The sequence below is a fragment of the Sulfolobus tengchongensis genome (genome assembly GCF_036967215.1).
GTDB lineage: Archaea > Thermoproteota > Thermoprotei_A > Sulfolobales > Sulfolobaceae > Saccharolobus > Saccharolobus tengchongensis_A.
Genome location: NZ_CP146016.1, coordinates 1077600 through 1096459, shown reverse-complemented (window position 1 = coordinate 1096459; position 18860 = coordinate 1077600). Strand labels below are relative to the sequence as shown.

At 33.8% G+C, this 18860-nt stretch carries 24 protein-coding genes; 12 read left to right on the top strand and 12 right to left on the bottom strand.

Annotated features, from left to right (window positions below; translation table 11 throughout):
• Position 1: 1 nt before the first annotated feature.
• Positions 2-526, bottom strand: a complete 525-nt coding sequence (locus V6M85_RS05145) for a hypothetical protein (RefSeq protein ID WP_338603837.1) — start codon at positions 524-526, stop codon at positions 2-4.
• Between the two features lie 4 nt (positions 527-530).
• Positions 531-1775: an NAD(P)/FAD-dependent oxidoreductase gene (locus V6M85_RS05140; RefSeq protein WP_338603834.1), complete on the bottom strand. Its 1245-nt coding sequence runs from the start codon at positions 1773-1775 to the stop codon at positions 531-533.
• A 132-nt stretch (positions 1776-1907) separates the two neighbouring features.
• On the opposite strand from V6M85_RS05140, the gene V6M85_RS05135 reads away from it, so the two are divergent.
• Both V6M85_RS05135 and V6M85_RS05130 read left to right on the top strand, forming a co-directional pair.
• Positions 1908-2501 carry an alpha/beta hydrolase gene (locus tag V6M85_RS05135; protein WP_338603831.1) on the top strand — a complete coding sequence of 198 codons (594 nt, stop codon included), beginning with the start codon at positions 1908-1910 and terminating at the stop codon, positions 2499-2501.
• On the top strand, positions 2498-3139 hold the full coding sequence (locus V6M85_RS05130; protein ID WP_338603829.1) for a DUF2250 domain-containing protein: 642 nt from the start codon (positions 2498-2500) through the stop codon (positions 3137-3139). Before V6M85_RS05135 ends, V6M85_RS05130 begins: the two co-directional genes overlap by 4 nt.
• Here the strand turns inward: V6M85_RS05130 and meaB are convergent.
• Both meaB and V6M85_RS05120 read right to left on the bottom strand, forming a co-directional pair.
• Positions 3128-4069, bottom strand: a complete 942-nt coding sequence (gene meaB / locus V6M85_RS05125; protein ID WP_338603827.1) for a methylmalonyl Co-A mutase-associated GTPase MeaB — start codon at positions 4067-4069, stop codon at positions 3128-3130. The two genes, V6M85_RS05130 and meaB, sit on opposite strands and share 12 nt — an antisense overlap.
• A complete protein-coding gene (locus V6M85_RS05120) occupies positions 4059-4478 on the bottom strand; it encodes a cobalamin B12-binding domain-containing protein (protein ID WP_338603825.1) in 420 nt (139 codons plus the stop codon). Before V6M85_RS05120 ends, meaB begins: the two co-directional genes overlap by 11 nt.
• Positions 4479-4595: 117 nt before the next feature.
• Between V6M85_RS05120 and V6M85_RS05115 the strand changes: the two genes are divergently transcribed.
• Positions 4596-4883, top strand: a complete 288-nt coding sequence (locus V6M85_RS05115; protein WP_338603822.1) for a hypothetical protein — start codon at positions 4596-4598, stop codon at positions 4881-4883.
• On the opposite strand, the gene V6M85_RS05110 is transcribed toward V6M85_RS05115, so the two are convergent.
• Complete coding sequence (locus tag V6M85_RS05110) at positions 4870-5277, bottom strand: winged helix-turn-helix domain-containing protein (RefSeq protein ID WP_338603819.1); 408 nt, start codon at positions 5275-5277, stop codon at positions 4870-4872. The two genes, V6M85_RS05115 and V6M85_RS05110, sit on opposite strands and share 14 nt — an antisense overlap.
• Positions 5278-5386: 109 nt before the next feature.
• On the opposite strand from V6M85_RS05110, the gene V6M85_RS05105 reads away from it, so the two are divergent.
• Positions 5387-5890, top strand: coding sequence for a hypothetical protein (locus V6M85_RS05105; RefSeq protein ID WP_338604611.1), 504 nt, complete (start codon positions 5387-5389; stop codon positions 5888-5890).
• Positions 5891-5974: 84 nt separating this feature from the next.
• Here the strand turns inward: V6M85_RS05105 and V6M85_RS05100 are convergent, their stop codons facing one another.
• Positions 5975-6451, bottom strand: coding sequence for a hypothetical protein (locus tag V6M85_RS05100; RefSeq protein WP_338603816.1), 477 nt, complete (start codon positions 6449-6451; stop codon positions 5975-5977).
• Between the two features lie 87 nt (positions 6452-6538).
• Here V6M85_RS05100 and V6M85_RS05095 point away from each other — a divergent pair, with 87 nt between their 5' ends.
• Positions 6539-6844 carry a hypothetical protein gene (locus V6M85_RS05095; protein ID WP_338603813.1) on the top strand — a complete coding sequence of 102 codons (306 nt, stop codon included), beginning with the start codon at positions 6539-6541 and terminating at the stop codon, positions 6842-6844.
• On the opposite strand, the gene V6M85_RS05090 is transcribed toward V6M85_RS05095, so the two are convergent.
• Positions 6827-7708, bottom strand: coding sequence for a sulfite exporter TauE/SafE family protein (locus tag V6M85_RS05090; RefSeq protein WP_338603810.1), 882 nt, complete (start codon positions 7706-7708; stop codon positions 6827-6829). The genes V6M85_RS05095 and V6M85_RS05090 overlap by 18 nt on opposite strands.
• A gap of 573 nt (positions 7709-8281) precedes the next feature.
• Complete coding sequence (locus V6M85_RS05085) at positions 8282-8680, bottom strand: metal-dependent transcriptional regulator (protein WP_338603807.1); 399 nt, start codon at positions 8678-8680, stop codon at positions 8282-8284.
• Between the two features lie 55 nt (positions 8681-8735).
• Between V6M85_RS05085 and V6M85_RS05080 the strand changes: the two genes are divergently transcribed.
• From V6M85_RS05080 to V6M85_RS05060, 5 genes are all read left to right on the top strand, one after another.
• Positions 8736-9602 carry a dihydrodipicolinate synthase family protein gene (locus V6M85_RS05080; protein ID WP_338603804.1) on the top strand — a complete coding sequence of 289 codons (867 nt, stop codon included), beginning with the start codon at positions 8736-8738 and terminating at the stop codon, positions 9600-9602.
• A gap of 111 nt (positions 9603-9713) precedes the next feature.
• Positions 9714-10364, top strand: a complete 651-nt coding sequence (gene udg, locus V6M85_RS05075) for a type-4 uracil-DNA glycosylase (protein ID WP_338603801.1) — start codon at positions 9714-9716, stop codon at positions 10362-10364.
• Positions 10315-11097, top strand: coding sequence for an SDR family oxidoreductase (locus tag V6M85_RS05070; RefSeq protein ID WP_338603799.1), 783 nt, complete (start codon positions 10315-10317; stop codon positions 11095-11097). Before udg ends, V6M85_RS05070 begins: the two co-directional genes overlap by 50 nt.
• 110 nt (positions 11098-11207) lie before the next feature.
• Positions 11208-12695 carry an ATP/GTP-binding protein gene (locus V6M85_RS05065; RefSeq protein WP_338603797.1) on the top strand — a complete coding sequence of 496 codons (1488 nt, stop codon included), beginning with the start codon at positions 11208-11210 and terminating at the stop codon, positions 12693-12695.
• Between the two features lie 3 nt (positions 12696-12698).
• Positions 12699-12956 carry a TIGR00304 family membrane protein gene (locus tag V6M85_RS05060; RefSeq protein ID WP_338603795.1) on the top strand — a complete coding sequence of 86 codons (258 nt, stop codon included), beginning with the start codon at positions 12699-12701 and terminating at the stop codon, positions 12954-12956.
• 6 nt (positions 12957-12962) lie between these two features.
• Here the strand turns inward: V6M85_RS05060 and V6M85_RS05055 are convergent, their stop codons facing one another.
• Entirely contained in the window at positions 12963-14246 is a 1284-nt protein-coding gene (locus tag V6M85_RS05055; RefSeq protein ID WP_338603792.1) for a hypothetical protein, read from the bottom strand.
• 47 nt (positions 14247-14293) lie between these two features.
• Here V6M85_RS05055 and V6M85_RS05050 point away from each other — a divergent pair, with 47 nt between their 5' ends.
• Positions 14294-14719, top strand: a complete 426-nt coding sequence (locus tag V6M85_RS05050) for an NUDIX hydrolase (RefSeq protein ID WP_338603789.1) — start codon at positions 14294-14296, stop codon at positions 14717-14719.
• Here V6M85_RS05050 and cysS read toward each other — a convergent pair.
• The 3 genes from cysS to V6M85_RS05035 are packed head-to-tail and all read right to left on the bottom strand — an operon-like array spanning position 14700 to position 17449.
• Positions 14700-16112 carry a cysteine--tRNA ligase gene (gene cysS, locus V6M85_RS05045; RefSeq protein ID WP_338603786.1) on the bottom strand — a complete coding sequence of 471 codons (1413 nt, stop codon included), beginning with the start codon at positions 16110-16112 and terminating at the stop codon, positions 14700-14702. The two genes, V6M85_RS05050 and cysS, sit on opposite strands and share 20 nt — an antisense overlap.
• A 16-nt stretch (positions 16113-16128) precedes the next feature.
• On the bottom strand, positions 16129-17019 hold the full coding sequence (locus V6M85_RS05040) for a bifunctional phosphoglucose/phosphomannose isomerase (protein ID WP_338603783.1): 891 nt from the start codon (positions 17017-17019) through the stop codon (positions 16129-16131).
• A complete protein-coding gene (locus V6M85_RS05035; RefSeq protein ID WP_338603781.1) occupies positions 17012-17449 on the bottom strand; it encodes a hypothetical protein in 438 nt (145 codons plus the stop codon). Before V6M85_RS05035 ends, V6M85_RS05040 begins: the two co-directional genes overlap by 8 nt.
• A gap of 52 nt (positions 17450-17501) precedes the next feature.
• Between V6M85_RS05035 and cdr the strand changes: the two genes are divergently transcribed.
• Positions 17502-18827 carry a CoA-disulfide reductase gene (cdr, locus tag V6M85_RS05030; protein WP_338603778.1) on the top strand — a complete coding sequence of 442 codons (1326 nt, stop codon included), beginning with the start codon at positions 17502-17504 and terminating at the stop codon, positions 18825-18827.
• The last annotated feature ends 33 nt before the right edge of the window (positions 18828-18860 follow it).

Sequence of the window (18860 nt, the reverse complement as noted above, 5' to 3'; positions counted from 1 at the left end):
ACTAGTAATTGGTTTTTATGTTTTCAGTTTTTAGTGCCTCACCAGTAGCTGAGACTAATAATGTATAATATTTAAAGTTCTTTAAATCTATTCTTGATAAATCTTTAACAATTTCATTCCAATTACTAATCAAATTTAATGTAAAATCATTAATTATCCCATTGATCAATTTCCCTAATAGTTCCTCATCTTCTAACAATCCTACTATAGGATCTAAAATCCCCTTATTCCTAACTTTATCTACAAAACTCAATATATAGTTAAGGTTGTAGATTGTATCATCATCTAGAAGTAGACTAAGATTTTTAACTATCTTCTCCCTATTTACTAAAAGGCTCAGTACGGCATCTCCTGTAAGAATTTCAGCTATTTTACCTATAGTCTTCTCATCTTCAGCTATTCCCTTAATAACGTCAAGAATACCGAGCTTGTTTATATCATTTAATATGTCAAGTAGTTTATTTAGGCTGTTAAGTTTTTCATCCTTTAATAACTCGTCTATTATGTTTAATTCTACCAGAGACATTTTTTCACCAGCTGGCTAGGAACTTTTCTAAAGCCATGTCTCCTTTTGTCCACATAAAATATTTATGGAATAGCTCTTTCTTTATGTGATTTAATGGGGACGGGTCTGCAATAGAAATGTTTCCTCCATACCAAGTATTGTCTTTTACAGCTACGCCAAAACCCTCAAATGGATTATCAGCTACACACACTATTGTTGGATAATATTGGTCTATTTTTACTTGAACTCCCAGTCTTGTGGCCAAATGTTGTGCAGCTACATTTCCAGTTTTTACAGCTAGATAACCCAATTTGGGTACAGTAATTGCGTTTGCATCACCCACAGCGTATACGTTTTCATACTTAATCGATACCATATTAAGATCAGTTGGAACAAACCCGCTATCGTCTATCAAATCTGGAGTAGAGTTTTTCAACGCAGGATTTCCAGTATAGGGAGGAATTAATATCGTCATATCAGCCTTAATAGTTTTACCTGTTTCGTCGATTATTTCATTTTCTCTAATTTCTTTTATTCTAAAATTATCTATCAACTCAATTCCCATTTGCTTATACATTTCTCTAACTATTTTTCTAGAAGTGGTTGACAGATCAGATAAATACTCGCCGGGCGAAAATACTACAAGCTTGACCTTGTTTAACATTCCCTTTTTCTTAAAGTATCCAGTAAGCATCAATGACATTTCGAAAATAGGTCCTTCGCACGCTGCATCAGCCATGGGTACATAACTTTCCGGAACTTTAGGTTTTGGGTTTTTACCTTGATAGAAAGGACCAGATCCTATTGCTATAGTACCTCCCTTAAAATTGCTTAATCTATCCCTTAACTTTAATGCATAATCTATTTCACAGACACTATAACCGTATTTATCCCAACCTTTGACTAGATCTGTTCCTAAATGAGCGCCTAGGGCTATTATAAGGTAGTCATAATCTTCTTCTGTTCTTGTTCCATCTGGTTTAGTATAGTATACTAACCCACTACTAGCGTCTATTTTTTCTACGATACCCTGCTGAAAGTTTATTTTTTTCTCAGGGAGAGCACTTGCTAAATCTACTCTTACATCTTCTTCATCCAGAACTCCCGTAGCTACGTGAGGTAAGGCGGGTCTAAAATATGAGAATCTAGAGCTATTGATAACTTTTATCTCAGCTTTACTCCCCGCTAACCTTTTTAAAGTATATGCTGATGTTAGACCACCGAATCTAGCGCCTAAAACAAGAACTTTACTCATATTTATCATTTTCATTAATTTAATTTATAGTTTATAAAGTTTGTTTCTATAAAGTTTAATATGTTCCTTTTCTTCCGCTAATCATTATATTTTTCATTTTGTTAAAAATGTAAAAAAGCTTATAACTTTTTGAAGCAATAGTCACTTATGCAGGAATTTTTGGATAAGTTCATAGAGATAAATGGGCGCAAAATTCATTACATTGAAAGTGGAAAAGGCACTCCAATGCTCTTATTTCACGGTGCCAGATTTAATGCTAGAACTTGGATAGAGACCAATACCGTAGCAACTATTTCAAGTCTGGGTTATAGGGCTATTTCGATAGATTTCCCTGGTTTTGGATCATCAGAAAGAATTGAAGGAGTTACTCTGTCTGATTTCATATATTTATTCATAACATTAATGGGTATGAGTAAGGTAATAATGCTAGGCGCTTCAATGGGAGGTAAAGCCGTGCTAGAATTTAGTCTTAGGCATACTGACTTAGTTTCTGCTTTAATTCTCGTAGGTGCAGTAGGTGTTGACGAATATGAGGATCAGCTATCTAAATTGAGTGAAATTCCTATTTTATTAATATGGGGTTCACATGACACAATTTCTCCCAAAAGAAACTATGAGTTGATACTAAATAAAGTGAAAAGTGCAATGTTAGAAATAGTTGGTAAGAATCACACATGTTACCTTGATGATCCTTATATGTTTAATGAGAAGATTACTAAATTTCTAAAGGGGTTGAAATGAGTGAAAAACATCAGTTATCTGATAAACTTAAAGCGATATTAAAGGACGAAAGATATCTTAAAATCCTAAAGCACCTAAAGATTGCAAATGTGGACTATGGCAAATCAATAATGTTAAATACTAAAATTCCGATAACCGATGTTATTCAACTACTAGAAGACTTAGAGAAATTGGGCTTAATTGAGAGAGTTCATGGTGCAACCTTAAAGAATACAGAAGCTAAATTTAAACTTAGCTCTGAAGTCCATAAACATCACACTTATTATAAACTTACAAGAGAGGGCGATCATTTATTAAGATCGTTGAACGATAAGGTATTGATAGATGGTTATATAGAAATTATTAAGAATGATAGTTTAGCTTTAGATCTTCTAAAATTTGCTGACGAATTAAATGCTGATCACGTCTTGACGTATGCTAAATTAGTTCATAAGAAGTTAGAAGAAGTCATACCAAAAATAGAGGAGTTAGCTAGAATGGGATTATTAGAGGAGAAAAGCCCAAAGATAATCAAATTTAGAGAGAGAAAAGCTAAGCCGAAAAAGGAAACTCGCACTCATCATAAGTATTATGGTTTATCAAGGATAGGAGAGCTCGTAGTTAGGGAGTTAAAGAGAAATGGAATATTACCTAAGTAATTCTTTTATCGTATCCATAACTTTCTTAATGGACTCTGGGATATTTTCACTCGTAATTAAGTCATACTTATCTTTAATGACATTGGTGACTAATTCTTCCAGTTTTCTTCTTACTATTAATTCCACAATCTTCGCTCTTCTATCCAGAATTCTCTTTTTGAATAAATCTTTTTGTACTAGGTAGTTTCTATGTTCTTCTATCTTATCTACGAGCTCAGGGATTCCCTCACTCTTTATGGCTATTGTTTTAACGATAGTTGGTTTCCATTTATCTTCATAGGCTGATTCAGTATTGTCATTAATAATTGATTTCAAGATGTTGTAAGTTAATTCAGCCTCTGGCCTGTCGTACTTATTTAAAACGTATATATCACCTATTTCCATTATTCCTGCTTTTAATGCTTGTATGTCATCTCCGGCACCCGGAATTACTAGAACCAGAACAGTATGAACAATTTTCTCTATTTCCGTATCCGTCTGGCCAGCCCCTACAGTTTCTATTATTATTCTATCGTAACCTAATCCGTCTAATGCTTCCGTTAACATTATAGCTTCTGCTGAAACTCCTCCAAGATATCCTCTAGACGCTATGCTCCTTATAAAGACATTCTTTAACAGTGTCTTATCTTGGAATCTCAGTCTATTCCCCATAAATGAGCCCATTGTATATGGGCTTGATGGATCTATTACAATTACGCCAACCCTATGTCCTCTTGAAACGTATTCTTGAATTATTCCACCAATTAAAGTACTTTTACCTGATCCCGGAATTCCGGTTATTCCAATTACGTGAGCGTTACCAGACCTCTTCATTAACGCGTCTAATGCGATTATTCCCTCTTCAGTCATATATTCTATCTTAGTTAGTAATTTAGCAATAGCCAACTCATTTCCACTTAACGCTTTTTCCAATATGTTACTATTCAACATTAATACCTCTTTTCAATCTTGCTATCTTTTTCACTTTTTCTACTATTTCCTTAAGACTACTTCCTGGTAAAAACACTTCGTCAACTCCTATTTCTTTCAGCTTCTTTATATCATCTGGTGGTATTACACCTCCAACTATAATTCCCACGTCATCTAAACCATTTTGTTTCATTAGCTCTATTACTTTCGGAATTAGTTCCAAATGAGCACCACTTAATATACTTATTCCTATCACATCCGCATCCTCTTGTATGGCAGCTTTAACGATCTGTTCTGGTGTTTGCCTTAGACCAGTGTATACTACCTCCATCCCTGCGTCTTTTAGAGCTCTCGCAACTACTTTTGCCCCTCTATCATGACCATCTAGGCCCAATTTAGCAATAAGGACCTTAATTCTTTTTATTGTCATCAATAATTTTGGTAATACTTAAAACGTTTAAACTTTTTGCTCAGTATTTTGTAATCATAAGAATCGCAGGAAATGGGTAAAAATTTAATAGCAACAATCTTACTTATCTTACATCATATGTTCAAAATGTGGTATATTCATATTACCCTAGCGCTAATTGCATTGATTCTCTCTAGCATAATAGTATTGGAATTTGTTAGAATAAGGAAGGAATTTAAGAGTAAATTAACAACCATTTTAGTACTACTTAGTGGGTTCTTAGTTGCTCAGTTTGCATCTTTTCTATTTGATTTCGTCATGTGGTCCAATGATAGGAATCCCTTATACATCTATCCCTCTCTAATAACTATTTCCTTATCTTTCATTACCATACTTCTCTTCTACTACTATATCACAAAGATTTAAGTTTTTTGTATTTCTTTATTACATCAAAAATTGTTATAATCGTAATTATAAAGATTACAACTAGAGAAAATACGTCTGCAGAAAAAGGGTGTAAAAAAATGAGGTATATAAGGATTGCTAATGAAGAAATTAGAAAGGAAGAGAGAAATAGTGATCTAGGTATTATCACATTCTTAAACCTTATATAATCTTCTAATATTATCTTAGCTACTACATACCCTTCATCAACCTCTTTTACCAGTCCTTCTTCCATTAATCTCTTAATGTGATAACTCACAATGGAAGGTGAGCTTAGGTTTAAATCCTTTTGAATTTTCCTAATACCCACGGGTCTTCTCTGCCTAAGAAGATAGAGATAGATCTTTCTAGCAGTCCCCGTTAGCTCATCTTCCATTAAATACATATTACTTAACATTATAAATTAAGGTTTTCTATCTAAACTAGTGTAATGAATAGATATTTATACTATCTAGGACACGGTAATTATTGTGAAGCAGTACTTAATGGTTGCGGCAGGTGTTCTGGCTAGTCTAATTATCGCCTCTTTAGTTATTTATGTTTCACATGTTATTATAACATATAGTGTAAAAAAGCCTAATATTGTTGAGCCGCGTTCTAATTATAGTCCAAACCTATATGAGTTAACTGTAAGTGCTAGTCCAGCTAATGGGAGCCTCCCTCGCTATTTTGTATACTCACCTTCACAATCATTTCAGTTAATAAATAAAGATCCAATATTTCATGTCTATCCTAGTTTAGTAAACATCTCCCCTAATAATAATTCTACCATACTAAATATTTATTATTCCATAAATGATAGAGTAAATATAGCTGTAGTTCAACAGATTTTCAATGTTAGTGTGTTGAATACTACCGTGATTAATGATCAAGTTGTCTATACTGAAGTGAAGATAACATTTTACAACGCTTCTGCAAATACAATATATCTAATACCAATATGGAACCAATATAACGTTACGTATTATGTACTAGTATATTATGAGTAATTCAGTCCATCGACCTCTCTTCACTATTCAAGACGATGTAGGCGTCATCATTGTGCCCCGTTCGGCTGGAGGTCTTCATTCAAATTATAATCTACTGTCAGACCCCGATAGGGAACGGGGCGTTCTCAATCTTTTATATAATCTGTACAGAAATATAACAATTACTATCTGTCCTATATCTAATTGTAACGTTGTCGCATGATTATAGGAAATTTCGATAAGAAACGGTAATATTTGCATACTAGGCCTCCAAACGTACCATATCAAATAGTAATTAAGGTAATTTAAAAACAGGAAACTTATAGCTGAAGAGTCTATTATTATATTATAATAATCATTTTTATTTCCAGACACCAATAAAATCGATATTATAAATATGATGAGAGCTAAAAATGCGGAAAACGATACTCCCACTGGGATGGTAAGATTATATACAACCCCACTACTGGCTCGATATACTAATGGTTCATCTATCGGAACCAATGGCGCCATTGAGAGAAATACTATTGTTAGAACTACTGCCCCTACCAATACCCATATGTAATATTCAGAGTTTTTCATAAGCGATTATGCTTATATTATAGTTATAACTTTAATCCTTAACGTTATGCATATCTATATAAAATCTCTAGCTAATTATTTAATGTAATGTCAGCTACAAAAAAATTCTATGAACTTCAAGACTTAATCTTAGCTAAAACATCTCTAGAAAAAGTGAAACTCCATATAGAACAGCGAAAGGATAAGACTATTTTTAAGTGGGTTAGAAAAGAGCTTACTGGATACTTTAGGAAATTCTCCAATGATGATAATTTTAAAGATATAATAAATAATATCAACAAAGGGATAGATGAGGAAAATTATAGTATAATTCTTTATAACGTTCAAAGATCGTTGGAAATTATATCCAATGAAATAGAAAAATACTATAAAGATCTACAACAAATGCGTTAATTGAACTACCCCTATCCTATTTATATACATAGTATATATTGCTACTACTATTATAATTACTGCGAATAGTTTTCTCAAAGTTTGCCTAGGCATTCTAGATGCAATGGTAGATCCTGCATAGCCTCCCATAATTCCTCCAATTAAATACAGTATACTAATGATTACATCGATATAGCCATAGATGGCATAAGTTATCGCTGCAGCCACACCGAATGTTCCAACTGATATTAGTGACGTACCTACTGCTCTTAGCATATCTACACCAGTACTAAATAATAATCCCGGTACTACTAGGAAGCCCCCTCCTATTCCAAAATATCCTGATGCGAATCCTACTAAAAACCCAGCTGGGATTACTCTATTCAATTTAACCCTATCCCTTAAACTTAATTTGCCTAAGTGATTTTCAACAATATTTTTATTAGGATTGCATCTTGTTCTCCACATCCTAATAGCGACTGCAATCATTAAAAACCCAAATAGAAATAAGATTATAGCCCCAGACATTAGATGACTTAAATAAGCTCCTAATACGTCACCTATCACTCCCGGAATTGTAAAAACTACCCCCTCCATTACTCTAACGTTTCCCTTTCTAAAGTGCATATAAGAGTTGATATAAGCGTTTAATCCTACTGCAAGCGCAGTAGTACCTAAGGTAATATGTGTTATGTATGTGTACTCTGGCGAGCTTGGTGGAATGCCATCAGCTAAACCTACGAAGTATAGTAAAAGTGGTATTGCAAGAATTGAACCACCTCCACCTATTAGTCCTAAACTAAAACCTACTAAGATCCCTGAAATAATGGAAAGAATATATTGTATTGGCGTTATGGTTATTTGAAAAGATGGATCTTGAATCATATTAATTTATTATAGTTTTAACTTTAAAAAGTTATGTTTATGTAAAACGTGGATAGATAAGTATTAAATAGTCGTAACCAGCATCATTTTGATTGTTATCGCAACCAGATAAGAAATAGGTAGTCTGTCGTACTTCTCCTAATTATATTTCTCTAAAAGATATCATTCATCACTTGAGTATATTTGTACTAAAGCTTCAGTTATAAACATTGATTCAGCTTATTATTAAATTATAAAAATCCTTAGTAATTTTCATAGTGTTTTCATGTAGTTAAAAAATTTTACATGTACGAGTTCTCTTCATTAAGACATAGTTACAATTAATGATACCAAAAGCTTTAGAAATAATTTATGCCTATATGACGACACTCTCGTAATTTTAATATAAAGTTAACGTGTTTAAGAACCTTGAGTACTCTTAATACGTTTTTGTTTATCTCTATTTGGGTCTACTACTATCTGTTGCATTAAACTAATGATTAACAGTTTGAGAGTTTACATGAGAGATGTAACTCCGAATCGATGAGGGGAATCCTCGCCATTTTGATGGCGGGGAGGAAATCAGATACTACTTTATAATGGTATTTCTAGCCCGTGTGGGCAAGAGGATGGTTTGCCTAAATAGTTATAAAGTTTTTCTATAATTTCTTGGGGTACAAGATAATCGAATTGCTTAGAGTATTCACACGCTACCTCCTTATCTATTCCTATGTTAACCAGCAATATTTCTATCACTCTATGAGCCTTTATGATATAGTTTACACTTTTAATTCCATCATCAGTAATCCATACTCCATCATCTTTTTTCTTAACTAATCCCTTCTCTTCCAGATGCGAAATCTCTTCAAAAACGCTTGACGGTGCAATTTTCAAGTCCTTGGCTATTCTATTAATTCTCGCACCTTCTCCACTATCATTATATTTTTTTATAGCTAGCAGATATGAAAATTCCCTCCGTGATAAGTTAGACATCTAACAGATTCTTCACAATGAAAATAAATAAAGTTTTGTTTTAATCATATAACCCGTGAAAGACAACATATTATCGTTAATCACACCCTTCGATGAGAAGGAAAACGTAAATATTGAGGCATTATACCAACTATTGGACTTCTTAATTAAAAATGGAATTAGAGACTTCTGGATTCTCGGCACAGCAGGGGAATTTCATATGTTAACTCAAGATGAAAAAATCTTATTAGTAACTAAGATCCGTGAAAAGGTAAGCGGGAAAATATATGCTGGGATTAATGAAAATTCTATTAAGTCTAGTTTAACATTAGCCAAGAAATATTACGATCTTGGTGTGGATTGTATTTTCTCAACGCCACCTATTGGTTATAAACTGTCAGATAAGAGCCTAATTTCCTATTTCAATGAACTACGTAAAATAGACTTGCCATTATTCTTATACAATATACCTTCCCTAATAGGATATAACGTTCCTGTTAGTCTAATTGAAAAATTAGTTGAAGATCAAATACTAGATGGGATGAAATATACTACAACAGATTTTGTTTCATTCTTGACATATTTAAGACAGTTGAAAAGAATCGATGAGAGATTTAAAATCTTTATCGGAGAGGATAGAATGATACTTTCCGCACTTATATACGGGGCGGATGGTTCAGTTTCTGGCGTATCTAATTTAGCTCCAGAACTAGTTGCCGGATTATATCAAGAGTTTGAAAAGGGCAATTTACAGAAAGCTATTGAAATCCAAAATGTTATAACTAAGATAGTTGAGGCTGTGAGTTTAGGTGATTATCCTAGCGGAATTAAAATAGGCTTGAGATATAGGGGAATAAATGTTGGAAGCGTCAGAAAACCATTAACAGAGGATAGCAGAGCTGAAGGCGAAATATATAATGTACTAAAGGAAATAGGTATATAAGAATGATGAGGGTCGATGGGATTTTACGAACAGTGAAGAGAATATCCCCGGCTGAGTATTCTTATATTCAATCAGTAGCTTAATTATATAAAGAAAAAGAGTGTAAAAGTTATGAGCAACTTAGACGAGGTTGCTAATGAAATTAGATCTTGTAAAAAATGCAAGCTATGGCAGTTTAGGAAAAACGCTGTCCCTGGCGAAGGTAATAGTAAAGCCGAGGTAATGTTCATAGGAGAGGCACCAGGTGAAAATGAAGATAACGAGGGAAGACCCTTCGTAGGCGCTGCTGGTAAACTTTTGACCAAGCTTATAAATGAGGTATTAGGGCTTAGTAGGGCTGAAGTTTTCATAACTAATGTGGTGAAATGTAGGCCTCCAAATAATAGAGACCCAGAGGAAGATGAAATAAACGCGTGTTCACCATATTTGGATATGCAGATAGAATTGATAAAACCACGTATTATAGTTACGTTAGGTAGGCACTCATCCTCATATTTATTTCGTAAGATGGGTATGAAAATGGAGTCAATTAGCAGAGTTAGAGGTAAGTTTTACACATGGAATAATAATGAGCATAAAATTCTGGTATTTCCAACTTATCATCCAGCAGCTGCACTTTACAATCCGCCAATTAGAAAAATTTTAGAAGAAGATTTTAGAAGAGTTAAAGAAGCAGTAAGTTCAAAAACTGTAACTTTAGATAACTTCTTGTATGGATTTGGGGATAAAGGGGAAAAAAGTAATCGTGACAGCGGCAAGTAAAGGAATAGGATTCGCTATAGCTAAACGATTTCTAGAAGAAGGTGCTAAAGTAGTTATTTCTTCTCATGACGAAACGAATTTAGTAAAAGCTTACAACAAGTTGAAGGAGATTAATAATGACGTTACATATATAAAGGCGGATCTAATGAATCCGCAAGAGGTTAAATTTCTCATTAATGAGGGCTATAGAAAGCTTCAAGGTTTAGACGTTTTAGCGTATGTTACTGGTAGCCCAAAACCCGGTAATTTATTTTCGTTATCAGATAAGGACTGGTTAGATGCTTTCTACTTATTATTGTTCAGTGCAGTTATCGCAATTAGAGAAGCAGGCCAGTTAATGAAAAGTGGTGGAAGGATAATCTTATCCACATCCACTACATTAAGGCAACCTATAGATAATCTAGACTTATCAAACGTAGTCAGATTATCCTTAGCAGGTCTGATAAAGGTTGCCTCAAGGGAATTAGGTCCTAGAGGAATTCTGGTTAATGGAATCATGCCAGGGTGGACCAAAACTGAGAGATTAATCCAAATTGTTAGAGATAGAGCTGCAAGAGAAGGGAAGTCTGAGGAGGATATTCTTAAAATAATTGCTAGTGACGTGCCATTAGGTAGGGCAGGAGAGCCTGAGGAAGTAGCTAATGTTGTCATATTTCTAGCTTCTAACCTTTCTACATATGTTAACGGCGCATTAATACCAGTAGATGGAGGTAGTATAAAAGGAGTCTTTTAAGCATTTTTGCAGATAATACTCCGTTTTTTCTCTCTATTTAGACTAACGTCAGAGAAGTCTGCTAATGATTATATTTTATTTTGCTAAGTATTACCGTAGAGTGGTCTGTAGTGAGGATTACCGAATTTTACGTCTCAAATTTTAGAAGTCTCAGCGAGGTGAGTTTAAAGGATCTAGGTGGATTTAATGTAGTCGTTGGTTATAACGGATATGGAAAGACTAACTTACTTTCATCAATATTTCTATTTGTAAAAAATTTATCTGCGGGCATAGAAAAAAGATCAGTTGAGGATAGAAACCAGGAGTTCATATTACTTTGGCAAGGATATGACGTTTCAAAGCCCATTACCATTGGGGGTAAAATAGAATTCACCCCAGAAGAGGCAAATAGAATTGTGGGTAAAAATCAGAAAATAACTCTAGAGATAATCAATAGAATGAAATATAATAACAAATATGTAGAATGGAATTTAGATACTCTTTATATAAATGGATCCCCACCCGGTGAAGATGACCTAAAGGTTGCAAAAAAACTTGCTGAATACGCTTCACAAGCTATCGAGTACGTTCCAATATTTGATCAATCCTACTTTGACGAGATCTTGAAGAGAATGACTGATATGAATAAGTCACCTATTAATCTAAGAAAGTATTGGTACGACTTTGTAAATCTAGTTAGTGCGACAATACCTGAGGTTAAGGGCATGGAATTTTGGGATGGAAGAAGATTAGTGCTTAACGTGTACAATTTGCCTATATATATTGATCTGGCAGCTAGTGGTTTTCAAAGAGTTATCTTGATGCTGTTTATAATATGGCTTAGTGGAAATAAAATATTACTAGTGGAAGAGCCAGAAGTGAATATGCACCCCACTCTTCAAGCGAAGATTATGAAGTTAATAAAGAATTGGACGGATAATGGTATTCTGCAAGCATTTCTTACAACTCATTCTCCATACATTGTTGAAATGTCTGCAGATAACTATATTGTCATGAGAAGAGTTAATGGAAATTCGACCGCAATAACAGTAAAACCATCAGCAGATTTAAGAGGGACTATAAGTTTATTAAATGCGAGTCTCAGCAATATTCTATTTAGTAGAATAATAATACTTACTAGTGAATTAGCCGAGCCTTCAGTTATAATAAATTGGCTTAAGAGGCTTAATATTAACGTAGAGGATAATGGAATAACGATCTTCAAAGCATCTTCAGATTTAGAACTACAACATTGGCTTAAATTAAAAAATATGTTAAGTCTTGATGTAATATTCCTTGGATTATGCGAAAAATTAGATATGTCACTAAAGGAGTATTGTGTACCCTTAAGCCGTGAAGTAGAGAATTTCTATAGTAAACAAGCATTGTTAGAAGTCTTAAGGAGATTGGGTATATATCCTGATGAAAAAGAGATAAGGGATTTGGGCAGAGAAGAGAACTTAAGATGGATTATCAATGTCTTAAGAAAGCGAGGAATAGAGTACGAAAAACTCAGGATGTCAATAGGAGAACTCATAACTAGTGTGGATACCGTTGAAATACCTAAAGAAATAGAGATATTGGCAAATAAAATTAAATCCCTTCAAGCTACATTATAAATTATGGATCTAAATGTTTTATTTGATGTCGGTTTTATCCTCATCTTTATAGGGATAATAGTCCTCTTTATAGGAATGATTCGTGAAGCGAGTAAGTCTTCTAATCAACAAGAGGACAAGCAGAAGACTCAAGTCGGTGGTGTAATTTTTATTGGACCAATACCTATAGTATTTGGTTCTTCAAAAAATATAGCAAAATGGATGTTAATAGTTGCTATAGTATTATTTGTTTTGTTAGTGATTTTCTATTTTATAATATAAAAAAGATTACTCTCTTTTATGTAATATTACGAGCACTGCAACGATAATAATCGTGATTACTATTGATATAGTTAATGAAAAGTTTGGATTGATCACCTTAAATGGTAATGTAGTATTAGAGTAGTTGAATACGTTGTGATAGGTTTCAAATGGATTTAAGTAAGTGTTCCCGACAAAATTAAGGCTGAAAACTGGGAATGGCGTGCTTAAGTTAATGAACTCCACAACTTCTTCTTTTACTAGTGTACCATTTGTGCTAAAGTATAAGAGTTGTTCTGACTGATTTTGGGATAGCACATGTGCGTACTCATAAGTTGTAAATGTACCTGCTGGAGTAGAAACTTGCGTCTTACCCACTAATTTATATACATTGTTATTCCACGTTATGTTTGCTGTTCCAACGTTCAATACGAAGCTTATGGGCATTTTCTGCAATTCATTTATGTATAATACGAAATTTACAGAATTTCCTAATAATGACGCAGGTAAAGCCAATTGTTGTCCAGATCTCAGTTGTATCTGAGTTACTTGCGTAGCTATTATATCATTATTAAACACTATTGGATAATTTATTTGTAAGTAGCCTTCAGGGATAAGTGAATTTGATAGTGTAGAATAATTAAGTACTGCATACAAATACGATTTACTTATAAAGTTCATATAGTCCCCATTATTGCTAGTATTTAGTGTAATATTATAGAAATCTGAAAATGACACTAAACTAAGTCTCAATGATCCATTCTCTAACTGTGATATTATTCCATCTTTTAATACACTCGCAGATATTTCATAATTATTAAGATTAATTGAGTAGTTATATACGGAATAATTATTTCCTGCTATTATATTGTAGGCCTTACCTTTATATGTTAAGGCTGTAGTTTCATTGGGCGTTATTATGCCGTATGAGGTATTATAAATTAAGTTAGGTATAATGAAAGGATAGTATATTGTTAAAGGCTGATATAGCAGATTTACCTCATATTGACCTTTCTTAATATATACCGTATTACCTAGTTTTAGAGTAGCATTTGTAAAATTACCAGTTATATTGACATACACCGTAGTTCCTACAACTTTAGTAACTTGATAATTTAACGTATAGTTATAAATATGAGTTATTGTTTTGTTAGCTACCGTTGTACTATTTATTAATTTTGCGATATATGTTATGGAAAGGGGTATGGATATATTGTTGACAATTGTTGTATTAGGTTGTGACACTGTAAGAGGAGTTAGAATTCCCCACATGATTATTACGACCAAGATTGCAATGGTAATTGGTCTCATACACAATACACCATAAACTACTTAATATTAACTTTTATCATCATTTTATGAACAGACCACTTGTAGCTGTAGGATGTCTTGTCATTAGCGATAATAAGGTTCTACTAGTTAAGAGAAAGAATCCCCCAAATACTGGATTATGGGCTATTCCTGGTGGAAAAGTTGAATACGGCGAAACATTAGAAGAAGCCCTAAAAAGGGAAATGAAAGAGGAAACTGGTCTAGAAGTTACTATAGGTAATTTAGTCTCTATTGTTCAAGTGGTAAGTGAAGGTTTTCATTATGTTATTTTGGATTTTGAATGTAAGCCAATAGGTGGAGAATTACGGGCATCTACGGATGCTCTTCAAGTGGAATACGTACCATTTGATAAGATAAAAGATATACAAACTACGAAAACTACTTATGAGATGTTGGAAAAATATTTCAAGGGAGAGAGACCTCCATATTTTATCACTCAAATCTCCAAGTAGATTTATCTTTACTATCAAGGATTCGTATTCCAGCCTTTAGCAGTTCTTCCCTTATTTTATCAGACGCTTCATATAATTTCATCTGTCTCAGTTGATTTCTTATATCCACGATCGTATCTATTATCTTGTACATTTTTTCATATGCGGGATAAAATTCTTCATCCATTACTCCGAAAACATCATTAAATTGTTTAAATGCCTCGAAGGCTAACATCGCACCTAGATAGTCCCTGCTATATTGTAACTTTGAAAATACTATTCTCGCAACCTCATGTATACTTGATAGTGCGGTAGAAGTATCAAAATCGTTGCTCATAGCTTCATGGAATTTATTTAAATTGTCTATTATTTCTCTTTGTAATTTGATGTCCTCATCCTTAGCATAATATTTAGGTCCTTCAGATATTATGGATCTGATAATTGCCATTGAATCTTTTATCCTCTGCAAAGCAGATCTAGCTTGTTCTAGGGCTTCTTCTGAGAAATCCAATGGCGATCTATAGTGAGAAGATAAATACCAGTATCGTAAAACTGAAGGACCCCATTTCTTTATTGCTTCATTTAGCGGTATTATATTACCTAAGGACTTGCTCATTTTTTCTTTTCGTATAGTTACAAAAGCACTATGAATCCAATATGAAACCCACTTCTCTCCGGTTAAGGCTTCAGTTTGTGCTCTTTCATTTTCATGATGCGGAAATATTAAATCCGCACCACCTCCATGAATATCGAATTTTTCACCTAGATATCTAGTCGACATAGTTGAACATTCTATATGCCATCCAGGTCTGCCTTTTCCCCAAGGGGATTCCCAATAGGGCTCTCCAGGTTTCCATGCTTTCCATAATGCGAAATCATAAGGATGTTTCTTCTCCTTTACGAATTCTTCTCCTTGATTCCACTCTTCTTTCTTAGTGTTTGAAAGCTCACCATAGTTAGGATATGAGTCAACGTCGAAGTAAACGCTACCACCTGGAGTAGCATATGCGTGCCCTTTATCTATTAATTTCTGTACAAAATCTATTATTTCCTTTATATGCTGTGTTACACGTGGGTGAATGTCTATTTTTACCTTGAGTTGGGAGAGTGTGTCTATGTAATCCTTAGAATAATATTCTACGATCTCTCTCCAATCTTTTCCAGTTTCTTGTGATTTCTTGATAATTTTATCGTCAATATCAGTGATGTTTTGAACTCTAATGACTGTATAACCTCTTAATCTTAAATATCTAGATATCGCATCAAATACTACGAAAGTTCTCCCATGTCCTATATGAACGTAATCATACACAGTAGGACCACATACATACATTTTCACTAAATTTGGTGTTACCGTATTTAGTTCCTCTAGTTTCCTGCCAAATGTGTTATATAGTTTAATCCTAAAGTTCATCGTTCGCTCACACTAATTAAATTAATTTGAATAAGTTTGAGGTTAATTGCCTAGCTTTTGGTATATTGTATAATTTATCTGGTATTTCATTTAGTTTTTTAGCTATCTCTAGGGACGTTACTCCACATAATGCAAGTAAGCTAGAAATGTTTTTCAAATCATCTTTGAAATATGGTTTAATTACTATTGGATTTAGCACTTCTTCAGTTATCTTATCCAATTCCGAGCTTTCAATTAAAATGGGAAGCAATGACGGCCCGTGCACATAGCTCTCTATTTCGTTATGGTTGATCTCAGGTATTTCGCCATAAAAAGCAGGATATTTAGCATTTTCATTTATTTCCTGCTTAAATCTTTTAGCTATTGGTAAATATTTGGAAGAGTAAATTACTGGTATCTTATGGGTTATTAGCTCAGCCAAACGTATCGCATCAGCTTTAATTTTCTCTTTAACCTCTGTAACACCATTTTTTAAGTCATTTTCATTTATATTTATTCCTCGCTTTCTAGCGAGCATTTTTATTAGAGGTGTAAAAAGGTATGGAAATGCGTATCGTGTCTGGTAGCCTGATGGTACCTTAATTAACTTTAATCCTTTTTCTTTTGCTAACTTTTCAAGAATCCCACCGGATGTTATTATTATCACTTCGGAGCCTGATTTTATAGCGTTTTGAACGTCATATATAGTTTCTGACGTAGTCCCAGAATAACTTACAGCTATTAGCGTTTCTTTACCACTAAATTTTTTCTTAAATTCTAGTTGGACTTCTAAGATGCTAGCTATTTCTCCAACTATTCCACTTCCACCAATTCCAGAGAATACTATCTCGTCATTTTTAATATCATGAATGGGAAATTTTGATGCTTCATCAAATAACTTATCCCAATTAAGGTAAACCTCATCCACCCTTTATCACCACAGATATAGAAATGGAGGGAGGATTTGAGCCTATATTAACAGTTATTGAATCAATGCCTAACGATTTGTTATTTTGTTTTAATACAACTATCATCTCCGATGCAGAGAACGCTAATGTGTCTATTATGTTTTCTACCATTGCTGACAGTTTACTTCTCGATATCATTGATAAAATAGTGGGTTGGACCAAATAGCCGAAAATTGAATTTATTCTTTGTAATATTTGAAAAGTATAGGAAAGTACATCATCCCATCTTTTTTCGTCAACGTTTTTAGAGAATGACTCGAATAAAGTCTTGGATTTTAAGAGTTGGTTCTTTAAAAATTTAAGAAGATCCAGCTCATTTATGCTAAGCTCACTTTCATTTATTTTATTTAATTCATCTATAGTCTCATTTAATCTTTCAACAGCTTTCATGGGTTATATTTAGACCGTAAATATAATAAGGTTTCTGTAAATTTAATCAACTATGGAAAAGCTGATCATTATAGGTGGCGGAGCCGCTGGAATGACTGCTGCTTCTTGGGCTAGGAGGCTTAAACCAGATTTAGATATAACGGTGTTAGAATCAACTAAAATGGTTAGCCATGCTCCTTGTGGTATACCTTATTTTACTGAGGGTCTTTTTGATGACGAGAGCTTATTCATGACATATACTCCTGATTATTTTATAGAAAAAAGAAAGATAAATGTTAAAATAAATTCTATAGTAGAGGAAGTGGATTTAAAATCAAGAATTTTAGTAGTAAAGGAAAATCAAGATAGAATAAAATACGAATTTGATAACTTGCTACTCTCTATGGGCGCTAAACCAAAGAAGATAAATAGCGATGGAGAAAAGATTTTTTATGTTCATCATCCTGCAGAGGCTACTCATTTAAGACAGAAATTATGGGGCTTTAATCGAATTGCAATAATTGGTGGAGGTATATTAGGTATTGAGATGGCTGAAGCATTAAGAGCGAGAGGTAAAAGGGTGATAATGATCCATAGGGGCAAATATTTGCTAAACAAAATGCTTGATGAGGATATGGGTAAAGTTGTGACAGAAAAAGTTTCTAGTGAGGTGGAATTAAGACTAAGTGAGGAATTAGTTAACGTTGAGGAAGGTGGAAGAATAGTAATTACAGATAAAGGAAAGTATGAGGTAGATGCTACAATAGTTGCCATAGGGGTTGAACCCAACATTGATCTTGTTAAGAATCAACTAAGAATAGGAGAAACGGGAGCTATATGGACTGACGATCATATGAGAACAAGTGTAAAAGGCGTTTATGCTGCAGGTGATGTTGCAGAAGCTACGAATATAATTACTAAAAAACCTGACTGGGTCCCATTTGCACCCGTTGCTAATAAAATGGGTTTTGTAGCTGGAAACAATATAGGTGGAAAGAACGTAATCTTCCCTGGAGTATTAGGAACAATGATAACTAAATTTGAAGAGTACATTATAGGTAAAACTGGTCTCACAGAGGTTGATGCGAAAAAGCATGGATTAAAGACAGTTTCTGCTACGGTTCATCACAAAACTAGAGCGAGGTATTATCCGGATTCTAAAGATATTATAGTTAAACTGATAGCAGAAGCCAATTCAATGCGAATAATAGGAGCGCAAATTATTGGTGAAGAAGAAGTCTTAGGTAGGCTAAATATGCTAGCTGCTGTGATTCAAAAAGGATTCACTGCTGAAGATTTGTTCTTTGTGGAAACCGGTTATGTCCCACCCGTAAATAGAGTTTGGGATGTAGTAACATTAGCTGCGAGGAAGTTGTACACTGGGGTAGGAGGAGAATAGATTTACGGATAAGAGATCTTCTTTCAGTATTAC

What these genes read in the sequence shown, in the direction of transcription:
- V6M85_RS05090 (WP_338603810.1), bottom strand. Translation starts at nt 7,708, where the DNA reads ATGATTCAAGATCCATCTTTTCAAATAACCATAACGCCAATACAATAT.
- V6M85_RS05115 (WP_338603822.1), top strand. Translation starts at nt 4,596, where the DNA reads ATGTTCAAAATGTGGTATATTCATATTACCCTAGCGCTAATTGCATTG.
- cysS (WP_338603786.1), bottom strand. Translation starts at nt 16,112, where the DNA reads ATGAACTTTAGGATTAAACTATATAACACATTTGGCAGGAAACTAGAG.
- V6M85_RS05095 (WP_338603813.1), top strand. Translation starts at nt 6,539, where the DNA reads ATGTCAGCTACAAAAAAATTCTATGAACTTCAAGACTTAATCTTAGCT.
- V6M85_RS05140 (WP_338603834.1), bottom strand. Translation starts at nt 1,775, where the DNA reads ATGAAAATGATAAATATGAGTAAAGTTCTTGTTTTAGGCGCTAGATTC.
- V6M85_RS05145 (WP_338603837.1), bottom strand. Translation starts at nt 526, where the DNA reads ATGTCTCTGGTAGAATTAAACATAATAGACGAGTTATTAAAGGATGAA.
- V6M85_RS05105 (WP_338604611.1), top strand. Translation starts at nt 5,387, where the DNA reads ATGGTTGCGGCAGGTGTTCTGGCTAGTCTAATTATCGCCTCTTTAGTT.
- V6M85_RS05085 (WP_338603807.1), bottom strand. Translation starts at nt 8,680, where the DNA reads ATGTCTAACTTATCACGGAGGGAATTTTCATATCTGCTAGCTATAAAA.
- V6M85_RS05130 (WP_338603829.1), top strand. Translation starts at nt 2,498, where the DNA reads ATGAGTGAAAAACATCAGTTATCTGATAAACTTAAAGCGATATTAAAG.
- meaB (WP_338603827.1), bottom strand. Translation starts at nt 4,069, where the DNA reads ATGTTGAATAGTAACATATTGGAAAAAGCGTTAAGTGGAAATGAGTTG.
- V6M85_RS05110 (WP_338603819.1), bottom strand. Translation starts at nt 5,277, where the DNA reads ATGGAAGATGAGCTAACGGGGACTGCTAGAAAGATCTATCTCTATCTT.
- V6M85_RS05100 (WP_338603816.1), bottom strand. Translation starts at nt 6,451, where the DNA reads ATGAAAAACTCTGAATATTACATATGGGTATTGGTAGGGGCAGTAGTT.
- V6M85_RS05035 (WP_338603781.1), bottom strand. Translation starts at nt 17,449, where the DNA reads ATGAAAGCTGTTGAAAGATTAAATGAGACTATAGATGAATTAAATAAA.
- V6M85_RS05120 (WP_338603825.1), bottom strand. Translation starts at nt 4,478, where the DNA reads ATGACAATAAAAAGAATTAAGGTCCTTATTGCTAAATTGGGCCTAGAT.
- cdr (WP_338603778.1), top strand. Translation starts at nt 17,502, where the DNA reads ATGGAAAAGCTGATCATTATAGGTGGCGGAGCCGCTGGAATGACTGCT.
- V6M85_RS05060 (WP_338603795.1), top strand. Translation starts at nt 12,699, where the DNA reads ATGGATCTAAATGTTTTATTTGATGTCGGTTTTATCCTCATCTTTATA.
- V6M85_RS05135 (WP_338603831.1), top strand. Translation starts at nt 1,908, where the DNA reads ATGCAGGAATTTTTGGATAAGTTCATAGAGATAAATGGGCGCAAAATT.
- V6M85_RS05070 (WP_338603799.1), top strand. Translation starts at nt 10,315, where the DNA reads ATGGATTTGGGGATAAAGGGGAAAAAAGTAATCGTGACAGCGGCAAGT.
- V6M85_RS05055 (WP_338603792.1), bottom strand. Translation starts at nt 14,246, where the DNA reads ATGAGACCAATTACCATTGCAATCTTGGTCGTAATAATCATGTGGGGA.
- udg (WP_338603801.1), top strand. Translation starts at nt 9,714, where the DNA reads ATGAGCAACTTAGACGAGGTTGCTAATGAAATTAGATCTTGTAAAAAA.
- V6M85_RS05050 (WP_338603789.1), top strand. Translation starts at nt 14,294, where the DNA reads ATGAACAGACCACTTGTAGCTGTAGGATGTCTTGTCATTAGCGATAAT.